Source organism: Phaeobacter porticola (assembly GCF_001888185.1).
GTDB classification, from domain to species: domain Bacteria; phylum Pseudomonadota; class Alphaproteobacteria; order Rhodobacterales; family Rhodobacteraceae; genus Phaeobacter; species Phaeobacter porticola.
In genome coordinates this window covers 2,947,129-2,961,981 of the sequence record NZ_CP016364.1, presented here as the reverse complement: position 1 = coordinate 2,961,981, position 14,853 = coordinate 2,947,129, and the positions used below count along the sequence as shown (strand labels likewise).

Genomic DNA, 14,853 nt, shown 5'->3' with positions numbered 1-14,853 from the left:
GGCCAAGACTGGCCTCGCTCTCAAACTCAACCTTACGGTTGGAGCTTATTCTTCTGCGGCGACTTCCGCTTCGTCGTCAGACGCTTCGTTGTCGGCAGACTTCAGACCGGAAGGGGCAGAGATGTTTGCAACAACAAAGTCACGGTCGATGGTCGGCTTTGCACCTTCAGGCAGCTTGATCGCCGAGATGGTGACGGTGTCGCCAACGTTCAGACCTGCGAGGTCAACAACCAGCTTCTCAGGGATGTCACCTGCGGTCACAACCAGCTCTACCTCGGGACGTACGGCGGTCAGAACGCCGCCACGCTTGATGCCGGGCGCTTCTTCTTCGTTGATGAACTCAACAGGAACGAAGAGGTTCACCTTCGAGGTGCGACGCAGGCGCATCAGGTCGAAGTGGGTCGGCAGGTCCTTGACAACGTCACGCTGAACGTCGCGGCAGATCACGCGCACGTCTTCCTGGCCTTCCACTTTCAGGTTCCACAGAGTGGACTTGAAGCGACCGGCTTTCAGTTTTTTCAGCAGTTCGTTGAAGGGGATCTGGATGGATACGGGATCCGCATCGCCACCAAATACAACACCAGGAACCATGCCAGCACGACGTGCTGCACGAGCGGCGCCCTTGCCCGACCCCGTACGTTCTTGGCAAACAAGATCAGGAATCTGACCAGCCATGATAATTCTCCAATTTGATAGTGGGGGTGCCTCCAAGGCTGTCACCCCGCGTGAAGCCGTGCGCATAGACCGTATTGCCCATTATTGCAAGTCGCAAACCCGACGAGGGCTGCCGCGATGTCTGCTATTCCTGCCAGCGTCCGCCGAAATCTTCCGGTACCAAGAGGTTGTGGCGGCCAAGATCCGCGATGGATTTCTCTCCGCATAGCGCCATCGTGGTGTCCAGCTCCTTGTGCAGGACCTCCAGCGCATGTGTCACTCCCTCCTGGCCCATCGCACCAAGCCCATAGACAAAGGCGCGTCCGATCATGGTGCCCTTGGCCCCCAACGCCAGAGCTTTCAGCACGTCCTGCCCAGAGCGAATACCGCTGTCCAGATGAACCTCAATCTGATCACCAACCGCATCCATGATTGCGGGCAGCATCTGAATTGAGCTGAGCGCCCCGTCGAGTTGGCGGCCACCATGGTTGGACACTACAATGGCATCCGCGCCAAGCTTGGCGGCCATTTTGGCATCTTCGACATCCAGAATGCCCTTAAGAATGACTTTGCCGTCCCAGAGTTCGATGAGCTTGGCGATTTTGCTCCAATCAAGCGAGGGGTCAAACTGTTCCGCCGTCCAGGCACCAAGAGAGGACGCATCGGAAATCCCCTCCACATGGCCGACGATATTGCCGAAGTTGCGCCGTTTGGCGCTCAGCATTTGCAGCCCCCATGTCCATTTCGTCATCAGGTTGGCAATGGTCTTGGGCGTGAGCTTTGGCGGGGCGGAGAGGCCGTTTTTCAGATCCTTGTGGCGTTGTCCCAGGATCTGCAGGTCCAGCGTGATCACCAGGGCCGAGCATTTTGCTGCCTTCGCGCGGGCAATCAGGCGTCTCACATAGTCCTCGTCCTTCATAGTATAGAGCTGGAACCAGAAAGGTTGCGTCGTCGCTTCGGCCACTTCCTCGATCGAGTTGATGGACATGGTCGACAGCGTGAAGGGCACACTGAAGGCTTCGGCCGCGCGCGCGGCTTTGATCTCGCCATCGGCGTGCTGCATTCCCATCAGGCCGACCGGGGCGAGGGCGACTGGCATCGACACGTCCTGCCCAATCATCTGACTGGCTGTGCTGCGCCCAGCCATATCTACGGCCACCCGCTGGCGCAGGCGGATTTTTTCAAAGTCGTTGGTATTGTCGCGAAAGGTCTGCTCGGTCCAGCTACCACTTTCTGCATAGTCATAGAACATCTGCGGGACGCGGCGTTCGTAGATGCGTTTCAGATCGTTGATATTGGTAATGACCGGCACGGCTTTGTCCTCACCCTGAGTTGGTAATAAATTTTTACCAATTGGAGGGCGAAAGCGCAATCCATGATTTTGACACAGCAAAAAGACCGCACCAATCCGGCGCGGCCTTTACAAAGATCTTTGCTGAATAGTGAGTTAGGCGGAGTGCGCACCGTCTGCGAGAGACTTGACGAAGCTGAGGACCTCTCCCACGGGTTTGCCAGCGCCAATCTGGCTGACAATCGCCGAGCCGACCACGGCGCCATCTGCAACGGATGCGATGGCTTTTGATTTCTCCGGCGTATTGATGCCAAAGCCGACAATTACAGGCAGATCGGTCTTGGCTTTGATCCGTGCCACTTCTGGGCCGACATTGGTGGCTTCTGCCTCGGCGGCGCCGGTAATCCCAGTGATCGACACATAGTAGACAAAGCCTGAGGTGTTTTGCAGCACACGGGGCAGGCGCTTGTCATCTGTGGTTGGGGTGGCCAGCCGGATAAAATTCAGGCCGGCCTGCTGTGCAGGCAGGCAGAGTTCGCTGTCTTCTTCGGGCGGCAGATCCACAACGATCAGACCGTCGATACCGGCTTCTTTGGCATCCTTCAAAAAGGTTTCGACGCCCCGGCTGTAGATTGGGTTGTAGTAGCCCATCATCACGATTGGCGTAGTGTTGTCTTCTTTGCGGAAGGTACGGGCAAGATCCAAAGTACGCTGTAGCGTCATGCCCGCTTCCAAGGCGCGCTGGCCTGCCAGCTGGATGGTTGGACCGTCTGCCATTGGATCGGTAAAGGGCAGGCCCAGTTCGATCACGTCTACACCGGCGCCGGGCAGGCCTTTGATCAACTCAAGTGAGGTTTCAAAATCAGGGTCACCCGCCATAACATAGGCGACAAAGGCCTTTTTATTGGCAGCTTTTAAGTCAGCGAATTTGGCGTCAATGCGGGTCATGATCGGGCCTTTTAAGAGTGTCTGCCCCGGTGTGCCGAATGTTTCGGCGGAAATCAATCCCGTGCACAGCCTTACTGCGATGGATCAGCCTGCGGTATCACTCAGCCTTTGAATGGAACATGCCAGCGCAGAAGCAGAGAATTTACCCCGGGGTTGATATCCGCCGTCGACGCATTGGATTTATGGGTCAACGCCAGCGATAGCGCCCGGCCGTTCTCAAAAGTCTTACCAACGGCCAATGCGCTGCGGATTTCAAACGTAGAGCCAAGGTCATTCAGTCTCACGCTTTCCGCATAGGCTCCGGGCATGACGCTGGTCTCAATGAACCAACCTCGCCGTAATTGCCATTTGCCAACTACGCCCGCGCCGACGAACAGATCACCTGTTGTCTGCACATCAAGTGCGGCACCGAACAATGCGTCAAAGTTGCCGCGCTGCCAAAAGGCGTCGTGCTGATATTCGACTGAGACAAGTGCACTGTCTTCAGCGCCTGCACGTGAAAAACTTGAATACCCTGCGCTAAAAATCCAGTCTTGTGCAGCAGCAGGCAGTGCGCTGGCCAGTGTGAACGCGCTGGCAATATAGGCTGCTGTAACGAAGGTGCGAATGCTCATGATGATAATCTCGTGTTGGTCAGCTTGGCTGAAATGATCCTATAAGTTGGGAGAAAGTCCATAAGGCAGCAGGCTTATCTGGTCACGATCCCGTCACAGGAACGCAATTGTCACCAAATAGTTGCACAAAATCTGCTTTTGTTTTCCGGCCAACGTCATGGACGCCCGGTTGCGGCCCTAATGTGCAATACGCACGGCGGCCTTTAGGCATGTCGGGCGATGGCCGCTTGCGTCATAGCCAAATGCTGCCTAGAAGCACCTCCCAAGTGGCATCAGGAGGCCGACATGGGCTTTAAAATGGGAATCGTGGGTCTGCCGAATGTCGGTAAATCGACTCTGTTCAACGCATTGACAAAAACCGCATCGGCGCAGGCGGCGAACTTTCCGTTTTGCACGATCGAACCCAACGTGGGCGAAGTGGGTGTGCCGGACGCCCGTCTGGACAAATTGGCGGCGATTGCGACGTCTAAGCAGATTATCCCAACCCGGATGACATTTGTTGACATCGCGGGTTTGGTGAAAGGCGCCTCCAAGGGAGAGGGGCTGGGCAATCAGTTCCTCGCTAACATTCGCGAAACCGACGCTATTGCCCATGTACTGCGCTGTTTCGAAGACGGTGACGTCACCCATGTGGATGGGCGTGTTGACCCCGTCGCAGATGCTGAGACCATCGAGACCGAGTTGATGCTCGCCGATCTTGAAAGTATTGAAAAACGCCGCGCCAATTTGGTGCGCAAGATGAAGGGCAATGACAAGGAAGCCCAGCAACAGGATCGCTTGTTGGCCGAAGCCCAAGCGATGCTGGAAGATGGCAAACCTGCGCGGCTTGTCGAGGTCGACATGGAAGATGCCAAGGCATGGAAACTGTTGCAGCTCCTGACCACCAAACCTGTGCTTTACGTGTGCAATGTAGGCGAGTCCGAATCCGTCGAAGGTAATGAATTCTCCGCCAAGGTCGCTGACATGGCCGCAGCGCAGGGCAACTCTCATGTCGTTATCTCCGCCCAGATCGAAGAGGAGATAAGCCAGCTGGAACCTGAAGAGGCAGAAATGTTCCTCTCCGAAATGGGTCTCGCTGAGGCCGGTCTCGATCGTCTGATCCGTGCAGGCTATGAGCTGCTGCACTTGGAAACCTATTTCACCGTTGGCCCCAAGGAGGCGCGTGCCTGGACAATCCGTTCCGGTACCGCTGCCCCGCAGGCCGCTGGCGTCATCCATGGCGATTTCGAAAAGGGCTTCATCCGCGCCGAAACCATTGCCTATGACGATTACATTGCGGCCGGCGGCGAGCAGGGCGCCAAGGAAGCGGGCAAGATGCGGGCCGAAGGCAAGAGCTATATCGTGAAGGACGGCGATGTATTGCACTTCCTCTTTAATACCTGATTGCGCCAGTCATACGACGCAACTGAAATGCCCGTCTTTTGTGAAGGCGGGCATTTTCTTGATACAGCTGTAGCTTATTCCTGAAAACCACAGGCTTGAGTTACCGCTATCGGAAATGCTAGACCCTGCCGATTGATTAGCCGTAGGGATGACAATGACAACCAAACTCATAATCGACACAGATCCCGGTATCGACGATGCCATGGCGATTTTCTACGCGGCGGCTGCCCCGGATATCGATCTATTGGGTCTCACCACAATCTTTGGCAATGTGACGACCAAGACCGCTACGCGCAATGCCTTGCGCCTGCTCGAAGCGGCAGAGCTGGACGTGCCGGTTGCCCATGGTGCCGAGACCCCGCTGGTTTTGCCGCCTTTCACGCCCTCTGCTCATGTGCACGGCGCCGAGGGTTTCGGCGATATTCCTGCGGAAACCCCCAAAGGCAGTCAGCTTGACGAAGACGCAGCTGACTTTCTGATCCGCATGGCGCGCGAGCACAAAGGAGAGCTGGTGGTCTGTCCGATTGGCCCGCTGACCAATATCGCCCATGCAATCCAACGCGATGCAGATTTCGCCAAGAACGTGAAACGTATCGTCATCATGGGTGGTTCGCTGGAGGAGGGGGGCAATATCACCCCGCATGCCGAGGCCAATATCTATCATGACCCCCATGCCGCCGATGTGGTCTTTGGATCCGGCGCGCAGGTTGAGATGGTCGGATTGGATGTCACCCATCGCATCCTGTGTACCCAGGGTGATTTCTCCGCGATTGCTGCGCAGTCACCGGACCTGGGCGGCATGCTGCAGAAGATGTCGGTCTTCTATCTGCACTTCTATGAGACGGTCGGGAAATTCGACGGCTGTTCGCTGCATGATCCCGCTGCGGTTATCGCCTGCACTCACCCCGAACTATTTACAGCGCGTTCGGTCGCGATGGAGGTTTCTTGCGACGGGGAAACCTCAGGTGAAACGCGCCTTTCCACCAAGAGTGGCCGCAAGCCGATTGATGTCTACATGGCAGTCGATGCGGATGCCGTGAAAGCGCTGTTCCTGAAACGCCTGGCCATTCTGCCCTGATCAGTCGCTGTCACAGCGCTCAAAACGGGGCCTACGCCAACCATCTAACAACCCGCCGCGACACTGATGCGGCGGGTTGATCTTTGTGGCCGAACACATCCTGCGGTCCTGCAAATTTTTTCCAAAAAACGCTATTTCACCCTTGTTCTTAACTTGGTTGCGCTGATAGACGGGTCAGCGGAGATGTGGCCGAGTGGTCGAAGGCGCTCCCCTGCTAAGGGAGTAGGCCCGGAAGGGTCTCGAGGGTTCGAATCCCTTCGTCTCCGCCACCATACCTTTTTGTTGGCATTGAACAGGTCGCTTTGGGCGGTCTTTTTCGTTTCTTATCCATCACTTGTGCGCAGCTTTCTTTTTGTTGGATTTCTTTCGATCTACCTCATATGCTTTCCTTAAGTGGTATAAAATGTGGTATGTTGTATGGCGGTTCTCACTGGGAAGCTGACTAAGAAGCTGGTCGAGAACCTCGGACCGGGTCGGCATGGCGACGGCAACGGGCTCTATCTGGTTGTCGATCCCTCAGGCGCGCGCCGCTGGATTGTTCGGGTTGTTGTCAAAGGGCAAAAAAACAAAAAGGGCGCGCCCCTGCGAACGGATTTCGGACTAGGCGGCGCTGATATCATCACGCTACCTCAGGCCCGTGATCGCGCCTTGGAATATCGGCGGATGGCGAAACAAGGACTAAACCCACGCTTCAACGCCCAGCGCGAAATTCCGACCTTCGAAGAAATTGCCCAGCAAGTGCATATTGATCGGATGCCGACCTGGAAAAACGCCAAACATGGGCAGCAATGGATCAACACTCTGCGCGATTATGCCTTCCCCAAGATCGGGCGAATGCCCGTCGATAGCATTGGCCAACCAGAAGTTCTCATGTGCCTCTCGCCTATCTGGACCGAAAAACATGAAACTGCACGGCGCTTGGCACAGCGGCTCAAAATCGTGCTGGACGTAGCAAGATCAAAAGGCCTTCGATCCGGCGAAAATCCTGTCACAGCAATCAAAGATGCAGGCGTCTTGCCCAAAGTCGTCAAAAAACCAAAGCATCACAATGCCATGCGCTGGCAAGACATCCCAGCATTCTATGCGGATCTGTCTGGGCGCAACGCAATGGCTGCTAAGGCGCTGATGTTCACCTGTTTGACTGGCTCTCGCACGGGTGAAGTGCTTGGAACGCGCTGGACGGAACTGGATTTCGAAGCGCGCCTCTGGATCTGCCCAGCGGCACGGATGAAAACCGGCGATGATCACCGCGTACCTTTGACCGATGAAATGCTCGCGATCATCGAACCGTTAAAGGCGATGGAATCCGAATTTGTGTTTGAAGGCCAGAAAAGGCGCAAGCCTCTGTCCAATATGGCGATGTTGATGCTGTTGCGCAGGATGGGGGTCGAGGACGTTACCGTTCACGGCTTTCGGTCTACTTTCCGCGATTGGGCCTCAGAGGTTGCCAATGTCTCGCGTGAAGTTGCAGAAATGAGCCTTGCTCATAAAGTAGGCTCTGACGTCGAGAGAGCCTATGCACGGTCTGACTTGCTGGAGAAACGGCGCGTTTTGATGGAACGCTGGACTAGATTCGTTTCAGCAAGTGAAGGCAAGGTGATCCAATTTGAAACAGGATGACAGCGCGTGCGACGACGGCTCAGGCACGATCAAAAATCTTGAGCTTGTTCACTGGGTTGAGCACAAAGAATCTTTTCGGTTGGTTGCACGCAGCGAAGGTCATCCCGTTGAGCAAATGTATGAAACGTTTCCTGAGTTGTACGAAGCAATCTCAGAACTGGGGCCATTATCAATCGCATCGCCCAAGGCAGATGTGGCGCTCTTTGCAATAAGTGGAGAGTTCGATGGGCACATCATGGCAGTGCGGCAATCAGGTCGAAATATCCGCCGTTTTTTGGTACGTGAAGACTTTTTTGACGCGCTCTATGGCAGTGTCCAGAACTGTATAGATCACCTTCTAAGCAACAACGCTTTGGACTGCGAGTTGGAGCTAAAGCACCTTTGTGACATGGCACACGAACTGCATCTTCAGGGGGCTGAAATTGATCAAGATCGAGATTATTCACGTCTTGAAATTGACGTGACAGCGGCACTTCAACACATAAGCATTTTTGAAGACCACTTTGGGGACAACGCTGATGCGTTCAACATATTCGAACTAGGGTATTCTGTCGGTCGTCTCTTTTCCAGCGCGCAAAACTTGGTTTCACTCGAACCAGATGCACGTAAAGCTCGTGAATATGAGAATAGCTACAAAGATCGTGGTAAGATGGGGAAGTCGAAAGACCGAAAATCACAACGGCTTGATCAGCTCTTTGAACGTATGGCCCAGCTGGTTGAAAGCAACCCCGTCCTAGCCCGCATGAAGCCAATTGAGGTGGCTAAGCTCGCCGTCGATGATGCGGCTAAAGAAAACCCGTCGCTCTGGTCACAAGGAAGAGGTCAAGTCGAAATGTACCTCACCACATATGCGAGTGAGGCGAAGTACAAAAGTCGTTACCGAGAGCTCTTCCCGAAAACTGGCTAAGTGGTTTTACCATTTTTCCAAGTGAGTTAGCTACCTCAAGGAAACGGCAACTTGGGCTAGGCGCTTCATCAAAACTGTTCAACAATCAAGATAAATGACTAAAAGAGGTAACCATTCAACACCTACAAAGGAAATCTGAATGGTCCTCATCTTCGAGCAAAACCGCAACTACGTTCTAGGCGACGCTGAGCTGGAAATTATCGGTGATCGCGACAAGCTCGCACAGTGGCGTCACAAGGGCATGGGGCCAGCGTTTTACAAGCTGGGCCGCAAGATCATCTACCGTGGAGAGGATTTGAATGCATGGGCAGATGCCCAGCGTGTTGAGCCTACTAATGGTGGGCAATCCTGATGGCCAAGCGCGTTTCAACGCGCAAGATTAAAAAACATCGCCTCTATGGTTATGATGAAGCAGGGGCGGCGCTGGGCGTCACCGCGCATACGGTGCGGTTATGGCGATCCAGCGGGCTGAGCGTAATGACCGCAAGTACCCCTCACTACATTCTTGGCGCGGAACTGATCCGCTACATCGACGAAAAGCAGGCAAAAAAGTCGGTCAAAATGGCCTTGGATCAAATGTACTGTTTCAAGTGTAGAGCCCCTCAGAAGCCGCTGTGGGGAATGGTGGATTACGTCCCTGTAAATGACACAAGAGGGCGACTTACAGGGCTGTGTGAGGCTTGTGAGGGCGGCTTGCAGCGTTTTGTCGGCAAGGGTGACTTGGTCAAATTTGGTCAGATTTACGAGATCACGATTAAGGGCATGTCTTGAGCCTATACGAACCCCTCAGGCCCAGTTCAAAACCACACTTTGAGCAGGCTGCCCGAACAGCTGGAAATTTAGGCGCAAGACAACCTCAAAAGCAACGGACACCAAGATGAGACGAGTGATTGAAGAAAACGAACGAATGAAGCGCAAATATGTGTTCTATCTAGAGGAAGCGGACGGGTTGGATGAAAAATCCACTGACAAGGTTTTGGCGGCGATCCTCAAGTTTGAGCAGTCTACAGGATTCAAGCCATTCAAGCGGTTCCATATCGAGCAAGCAGCCAAATTCAAAACCTATCTTTCCCAAGCAAAAAACCAACGCGGCCAACCGTTGAGCCATTCGACAGTGGACGCAACACTAACGTTGGTGCGCAAGTTCTTTCATTGGCTTGCGGGGCAACAGGGCTACAAAAAGGTGCTGACCTATAGCGACACGCGCTATTTCAACAACAACCGCAAGTCGGCAAGGATTGCGCATACCGCCAATGACAAGGAAGCAGCGTCACCTGAGGCGGCGTTTCACGCTTTCCAAGCCATGCCCAGCGCTACAGAGTTTGAAAAGCGGGATAAGTCGCTCTTTGCCTTCTTCATGCTCACAGGGGCACGTGTGGGGGCTGTGGCGTCATTACGGCTTAAACATATCGACCTTTTCCATGGCAAGGTTTTCCAAGACCCGCGTGAGGTGAACACCAAAGCGGCCAAGCCCATCGACACCGTATTTATGCCTGTTGATCCTGCCTATCTTGAGTGTTTCACGGCATGGGTGGAATATTTACGAACAGAAAAGTTTTTCGGCCCAACCGATGCGCTTTTCCCCAAGGCGCAAATGGGACTGGCGGAAACGGGCGACTTTCAAAAGATGGGGCTGTCGCGTGATCCGTTCGCAACGACAACGCCGCTTAATAAGATCATCCGCAACGCCTTTGCAATGGTGCAGTTACCGCAATACACGCCGCACGCCTTCCGCACCACGTTGATCAAGATGGCCAATGACCGCTGCAAGACAGTGGAGGAGTTCAAGGCGTGGGGCATGAACATCGGGCATGAGAATATGGCCGTCACGATGGGGTCTTACCTGCCCATTCCAAAGCAGCGCAAAGAAGAGCTGATCAACCGCTTGAAACCTGCATAGGACCGTTTGTGGAGGGGGCCAAAGTCTGGAGGCGGGCGTTCAGGACCGGCACGGGTATTCAATTTTATGCGTGGGCAGTTTGAAGACAAAAAACCAATGTGCGTCTAAAGCTATTTGTGCGCGTGCGTGGCATTGGCTAGGGTCCGGTCAAATGGACTGGCGATGTGTCGGTGCGATCAAGTTCAAGGTGACACTCTATGCCGACATTGCAGTGGTTGACGCGGGATGAGGATGTGCGGGCGGCGGAGAAGGTGCCGTACCGTCTGCTGGAAGAAGACCCTGCGCTGGGCTATGGCGACCGGGATACCGGCAACATGCTGATCCAGGGCGATAATCTGGACGCCTTAAAAGCGCTGCTGCCCTATTACGCCGGTCAGGTGAAGTGCATCTATATCGACCCGCCATACAACACCGGATCGGCGTTTGAGCATTACGACGACAATCTGGAGCATTCCAAGTGGCTGGCCATGATGTGGCCCCGGCTGGAGCTGCTGCGGGATTTGTTGGCGGAAGATGGCTCGATCTGGGTGAGCATTGATGACCGGGAGGGGCACTATCTGAAGGTCATGATGGATGAGGTTTTTGGGCGGTCAAGCTTCATAGCAAATGTGATCTGGCAAAAGCTGTATACAGTAAAAAATTCTGCAAAATACCTTTCAGATATGCACGATCATGTTCTTTGTTATGCGAAGAACCGTGAATACTGGTCGAGAAATCTATTGCCGCGCTCAGAAAAAAGTGCGGGGAATTATTCGAACCAAGATGATGATCCACGTGGCCCCTGGACTACAAACGCAGTTCAAGCCCGAAATTACTATAGTTTAGGAAGCTATTCCATCAGTTCACCGACAGGAAGAATTCATCGCCCTCCAAGTGGTACCTACTGGAGAATATCCGAGCAAAAATTTCATGAATTGAATAACGACAATAGAATTTGGTGGGGCAAAGGAGGGGACTCAATCCCGCGTGTAAAAAAGTTCCTAACCGAAGCAAAACAAGGTATCGTGCCTGCAACTCTTTGGGCTTATCAGGACGCCGGGACAAATGCAGAGGCGAAGCAAGAAATTCGCGCCGTAGCTGATGATGGTCCCGAATTGTTTGTTACACCCAAACCTGAGAAGCTTCTTCAACAAGTACTCCATATCGCCACCAACCCCGGCGACATCGTGCTCGACTCCTTCCTCGGTTCTGGCACCGCCGCCGCCGTGGCCCAGAAAATGGGACGGCGTTATATCGGGATCGAGATGGGCGACCATGCGGTTACCCACTGCGCGCCGCGTTTGCAAAAGGTCACAGATGGAGAACAGGGCGGCATTTCCACAGCGCGGAACTGGCAGGGCGGCGGTGGTTTCCGTTTCTATCGCCTCGGGTCGCCAGTTTTCACGGAAGAAGGACAAATCCAGCCTGACATCCATTTCCCCACGCTTGCCGCCCATATCTGGTTTGCTGAAACAGGACAGCCTTGGACTGAACCCCAACCGCTCTCTCCTTTCCTTGGTGCGAAGGACGGGCGCGGCTTTGCACTGCTTTACAATGGCATCCTTGGCGACAAGTCGGTGAACGGCGGTAACGTGCTGACCCGCAAAACGCTGGCCATCATCCGCGATGCGGCGGGTGGCTTTGACGGGCCACTGACAATCTACGGCGAACGCACGGTGCTGGCCGATGCCTCACTGGACGCGGAGAACATCGTGTTCAAGCAAACACCCTATGACGTGAGGGCTCGCAAATGAGGCTCAAGCACTATCAGAAAGGCACGCTCGACGTGCTGACCCGTTTCCTCAAGGATGCGCGTTTGCAAGGCGATCCAGCGGCGGCGTTCAACGCAATTATTGAAAGTCCAGAACAGGCCGCGCGACTTAAGGCCTATGCCAAACCCTACAAGGCGATCAAAGGGCTTGAAGGCGTCCCCTATGCCTGTCTGCGCCTGCCCACGGGGGGCGGTAAGACGTTGCTGGCCGCACATACGATCATCCAAGCCCGCGACCATTGGTTAGAGCGCGACTATCCCGTGGTGCTGTGGCTTGTGCCATCCGATGCGATCCGGCGGCAAACGGTCGAGGCACTCAAAGACCCGCGCCACTTCTACCGCCAAGCGCTGGATGAGGCGTTTGAGGGCCGCGTACGGGTGTTCGACATTGCCGACTTCACCCAAGTCACCCCGTCTGATCTGGCGTCAAAGCTATGCGTGTTTGTTGGCACGGTCCAAACGCTCAAAGTGTCCAACACCAACGGGCGCAAGGTCTATGCGCACCACGAAATGCTAGAACCGCATTTTGCCAAGACATCCCCCGCCACGCCGGGACTGGAGCGTAATGATGACGGGCCGTTCAAAGGCGATATCCGGTTTTCATTCGCCAACCTGATGCACGTTCACAATCCGTTGGTGATCGTGGATGAGGCGCATAACGCTGTGACCTCGCTGGCGGATGAAATGCAGCGCAGGATCAATCCGTCCGCGATCATCCAGTTTACCGCCACGCCCAAGAACAAGTCGAACATCCTGCATTCCGTCACGGCCCAGGAACTTAAAGACGAACAGATGATCAAGATGCCCGTGGTGCTGGAAGAGCATGAATCGTGGCAATCCGCTGTTAATGGCGCGATCCTGCGCCAAGCCCAGTTGAATGAAGAGGCGCAAAAGGACCGCGATAACTACATCCGGCCTATTGTCCTGTTCCAAGCCCAGAACAAGGATCAACCTGTCAACGTGGACGCATTGCGCGATCATCTGGTCGAGGTGAAGAACATCCCGCCAGAAAAGATTGCAGTGGTCACGGGAAAGCAACGTGAACTGGATGGGATCGACCTCAAAGACCCAGCTTGCGAGATCGACTATGTGATCACGGTGCAGGCGCTAAAGGAAGGGTGGGATTGTTCTTTCGCCTATGTGTTCTGTTCTGTGGCCAACATCGGCACGGCTGGCGATGCAGAACAGCTATTGGGCCGCGTGCTGCGGATGCCCTATGCTACACGCCGCACGTCCGCGATGCTCAACAAGTCCTATGCCTGCCTAAGCTCGCCCACATTCCAAGACGCGGTCAAAGGGCTGGTCGATAAGCTGGTCGATATGGGCTTTGATGAAAGTGAAGTTGCCGACAACATCGAACACGCGCAGCCGGAATTGCTCGACGGTATGTTCGGGCGCAAGCCACGTCCCACGCCAAACTTTGATCTTTCGATTGATGCACCCGTTGAAGAGATTAAGGGGATCGAGCGTGCCGCGCCAACCAAGATTAAAGTTGCACCCGATGAGCATGGCAAAGCCAAGGTAACAGTGAGAGACTTCCTGACACCTGCGCAAGAAACGGCTATTTTTGAGCAGATGCCTGCCCAGCACCACGGACGGTTTAAGGAAGAGCTGGCAAAGTTCAAAGCCGCTAATAAAGACAAGGCGTCACCCGCCCAGCGCGGCGAAGAGTTTATCGTGCCACGCCTTTTGGCCCAAGTGCAGGACGAGTTTGTCTTTGCCGACAACGATCTGTTGATTGAGTACCACGATTGGACGCTCAAGGATCATTCGCACCAGCTGTCTGAGCGGCAATTTTCTATCCGCCAAGTGGCCAACACGTTCGAGGTGGATCTGGATGAGGGCAGTTTGCAAGTGCAACTCAAGGACCAGACGGACCAGTTGTCGCTCGACATTGGGGTCGATGGTTGGACTGAGCAGGGGCTTGTGCTGTGGTTAGACCGCAAAGTCCGCGACCGCTACATCGGACAGGGGGAGTTGGTTAGCTGGCTGTCTGCTGTGGTCGCTTACTTGATCCACGATAGAGGCATAACACTTTCGACCCTCATGCGGTGCCAATATGTACTGGCACGCCGCTTGCAAGACCGCTTGTCCGAGATTTACTCAATCGAGCGCAACAAGGTATATCAAGGGTCACTGTTCCAACCAGATGCCGCGCCAAGCCTGAGTTTTGAAAACGGGTTCCGGTTTTTTGACGGTATGTTCGATGGGGTCCGCACGTATCAAGGCCGCACCGTCTTTGGCAAACATTTTACAGGCAAAAACCAAGTGCCAGCATTTGATGGCCGTGGTGAAGATGGGGAAGAGTTCCAATGCGCGATGTTCTTGGATGCGAACGCCAAGGTGAAACACTGGATCAGGAATGTGGCCAAGCATCCCAATGCGTTCTGGTTGCCATTGGCGGGGGGCAAGTTCTATCCCGACTTTGTTGCAGAACTGGAAGATGGGAAGATTCTTGTTGTTGAATACAAAGGCGAACACCTGCGGACCAACCAAGACACCAAGGACAAGATGGCTATTGGTAGCCTTTGGGAAAAAGTAAGCGATGGCAAAGGGCTGTTCTTGCTGGCGCTCAAAGAGGATGATGGCCTGAACATGCGGGATCAGTTGATTGATAAGCTGGCCAAGGTATGATCCTCTTTGAGTGAGCCTCATAGATGCCACCCTGCATACCTTGTGGAGTTACGCGGGATGGCTTGGGCCCGTTG

General features: G+C 54.4%; 13 protein-coding genes and 1 tRNA gene. 10 read left to right on the top strand and 4 right to left on the bottom strand.

What is annotated here, in order from left to right:
* Positions 1-45 precede the first annotated feature (45 nt).
* From PhaeoP97_RS14115 to PhaeoP97_RS14100, 4 genes are all read right to left on the bottom strand, one after another.
* The gene (locus tag PhaeoP97_RS14115) at positions 46-675 is read right to left on the bottom strand and encodes a 50S ribosomal protein L25/general stress protein Ctc (protein WP_072505601.1); all 630 of its coding nucleotides are present in this window, start codon (positions 673-675) and stop codon (positions 46-48) included.
* Between the two features lie 124 nt (positions 676-799).
* On the bottom strand, positions 800-1,966 hold the full coding sequence (locus tag PhaeoP97_RS14110; protein ID WP_072505600.1) for an alpha-hydroxy acid oxidase: 1,167 nt from the start codon (positions 1,964-1,966) through the stop codon (positions 800-802).
* A 135-nt stretch (positions 1,967-2,101) separates the two neighbouring features.
* On the bottom strand, positions 2,102-2,893 hold the full coding sequence (gene trpA, locus PhaeoP97_RS14105; protein ID WP_072505599.1) for a tryptophan synthase subunit alpha: 792 nt from the start codon (positions 2,891-2,893) through the stop codon (positions 2,102-2,104).
* A 101-nt stretch (positions 2,894-2,994) separates the two neighbouring features.
* Complete coding sequence (locus PhaeoP97_RS14100) at positions 2,995-3,507, bottom strand: acyloxyacyl hydrolase (RefSeq protein WP_072505598.1); 513 nt, start codon at positions 3,505-3,507, stop codon at positions 2,995-2,997.
* A 285-nt stretch (positions 3,508-3,792) separates the two neighbouring features.
* Between PhaeoP97_RS14100 and ychF the strand changes: the two genes are divergently transcribed.
* From ychF to PhaeoP97_RS14050, 10 genes are all read left to right on the top strand, one after another.
* Positions 3,793-4,890: a redox-regulated ATPase YchF gene (ychF, locus tag PhaeoP97_RS14095; RefSeq protein WP_072505597.1), complete on the top strand. Its 1,098-nt coding sequence runs from the start codon at positions 3,793-3,795 to the stop codon at positions 4,888-4,890.
* A 154-nt stretch (positions 4,891-5,044) separates the two neighbouring features.
* Complete coding sequence (locus tag PhaeoP97_RS14090) at positions 5,045-5,968, top strand: nucleoside hydrolase (protein WP_072506496.1); 924 nt, start codon at positions 5,045-5,047, stop codon at positions 5,966-5,968.
* 179 nt (positions 5,969-6,147) lie between these two features.
* Positions 6,148-6,237 (top strand) — tRNA-Ser (locus tag PhaeoP97_RS14085).
* Between the two features lie 148 nt (positions 6,238-6,385).
* A complete protein-coding gene (locus tag PhaeoP97_RS14080) occupies positions 6,386-7,588 on the top strand; it encodes a tyrosine-type recombinase/integrase (protein WP_072505596.1) in 1,203 nt (400 codons plus the stop codon).
* Positions 7,575-8,495, top strand: a complete 921-nt coding sequence (locus tag PhaeoP97_RS14075) for a hypothetical protein (protein ID WP_072505595.1) — start codon at positions 7,575-7,577, stop codon at positions 8,493-8,495. Before PhaeoP97_RS14080 ends, PhaeoP97_RS14075 begins: the two co-directional genes overlap by 14 nt.
* 139 nt (positions 8,496-8,634) lie before the next feature.
* Complete coding sequence (locus PhaeoP97_RS14070) at positions 8,635-8,847, top strand: MerR family transcriptional regulator (protein WP_072505594.1); 213 nt, start codon at positions 8,635-8,637, stop codon at positions 8,845-8,847.
* Positions 8,847-9,266 carry a hypothetical protein gene (locus tag PhaeoP97_RS14065; RefSeq protein ID WP_072505593.1) on the top strand — a complete coding sequence of 140 codons (420 nt, stop codon included), beginning with the start codon at positions 8,847-8,849 and terminating at the stop codon, positions 9,264-9,266. The genes PhaeoP97_RS14070 and PhaeoP97_RS14065 overlap by 1 nt, the downstream gene beginning before the upstream one ends.
* Before the next feature lie 106 nt (positions 9,267-9,372).
* Positions 9,373-10,395: a site-specific integrase gene (locus tag PhaeoP97_RS14060; RefSeq protein WP_072505592.1), complete on the top strand. Its 1,023-nt coding sequence runs from the start codon at positions 9,373-9,375 to the stop codon at positions 10,393-10,395.
* Between the two features lie 197 nt (positions 10,396-10,592).
* Complete coding sequence (locus PhaeoP97_RS14055; protein WP_072505591.1) at positions 10,593-12,128, top strand: site-specific DNA-methyltransferase; 1,536 nt, start codon at positions 10,593-10,595, stop codon at positions 12,126-12,128.
* On the top strand, positions 12,125-14,779 hold the full coding sequence (locus tag PhaeoP97_RS14050) for a DEAD/DEAH box helicase (RefSeq protein WP_072505590.1): 2,655 nt from the start codon (positions 12,125-12,127) through the stop codon (positions 14,777-14,779). Before PhaeoP97_RS14055 ends, PhaeoP97_RS14050 begins: the two co-directional genes overlap by 4 nt.
* The last annotated feature ends 74 nt before the right edge of the window (positions 14,780-14,853 follow it).

Excerpts from the sequence above, each read along its gene's own strand:
- PhaeoP97_RS14115 (WP_072505601.1), bottom strand. The coding sequence starts at position 675 with ATGGCTGGTCAGATTCCTGATCTTGTTTGCCAAGAACGTACGGGGTCG.
- trpA (WP_072505599.1), bottom strand. The coding sequence starts at position 2,893 with ATGACCCGCATTGACGCCAAATTCGCTGACTTAAAAGCTGCCAATAAA.
- PhaeoP97_RS14100 (WP_072505598.1), bottom strand. The coding sequence starts at position 3,507 with ATGAGCATTCGCACCTTCGTTACAGCAGCCTATATTGCCAGCGCGTTC.
- ychF (WP_072505597.1), top strand. The coding sequence starts at position 3,793 with ATGGGCTTTAAAATGGGAATCGTGGGTCTGCCGAATGTCGGTAAATCG.
- PhaeoP97_RS14090 (WP_072506496.1), top strand. The coding sequence starts at position 5,045 with ATGACAACCAAACTCATAATCGACACAGATCCCGGTATCGACGATGCC.
- PhaeoP97_RS14080 (WP_072505596.1), top strand. The coding sequence starts at position 6,386 with ATGGCGGTTCTCACTGGGAAGCTGACTAAGAAGCTGGTCGAGAACCTC.
- PhaeoP97_RS14070 (WP_072505594.1), top strand. The coding sequence starts at position 8,635 with ATGGTCCTCATCTTCGAGCAAAACCGCAACTACGTTCTAGGCGACGCT.
- PhaeoP97_RS14065 (WP_072505593.1), top strand. The coding sequence starts at position 8,847 with ATGGCCAAGCGCGTTTCAACGCGCAAGATTAAAAAACATCGCCTCTAT.
- PhaeoP97_RS14060 (WP_072505592.1), top strand. The coding sequence starts at position 9,373 with ATGAGACGAGTGATTGAAGAAAACGAACGAATGAAGCGCAAATATGTG.
- PhaeoP97_RS14055 (WP_072505591.1), top strand. The coding sequence starts at position 10,593 with ATGCCGACATTGCAGTGGTTGACGCGGGATGAGGATGTGCGGGCGGCG.
- PhaeoP97_RS14050 (WP_072505590.1), top strand. The coding sequence starts at position 12,125 with ATGAGGCTCAAGCACTATCAGAAAGGCACGCTCGACGTGCTGACCCGT.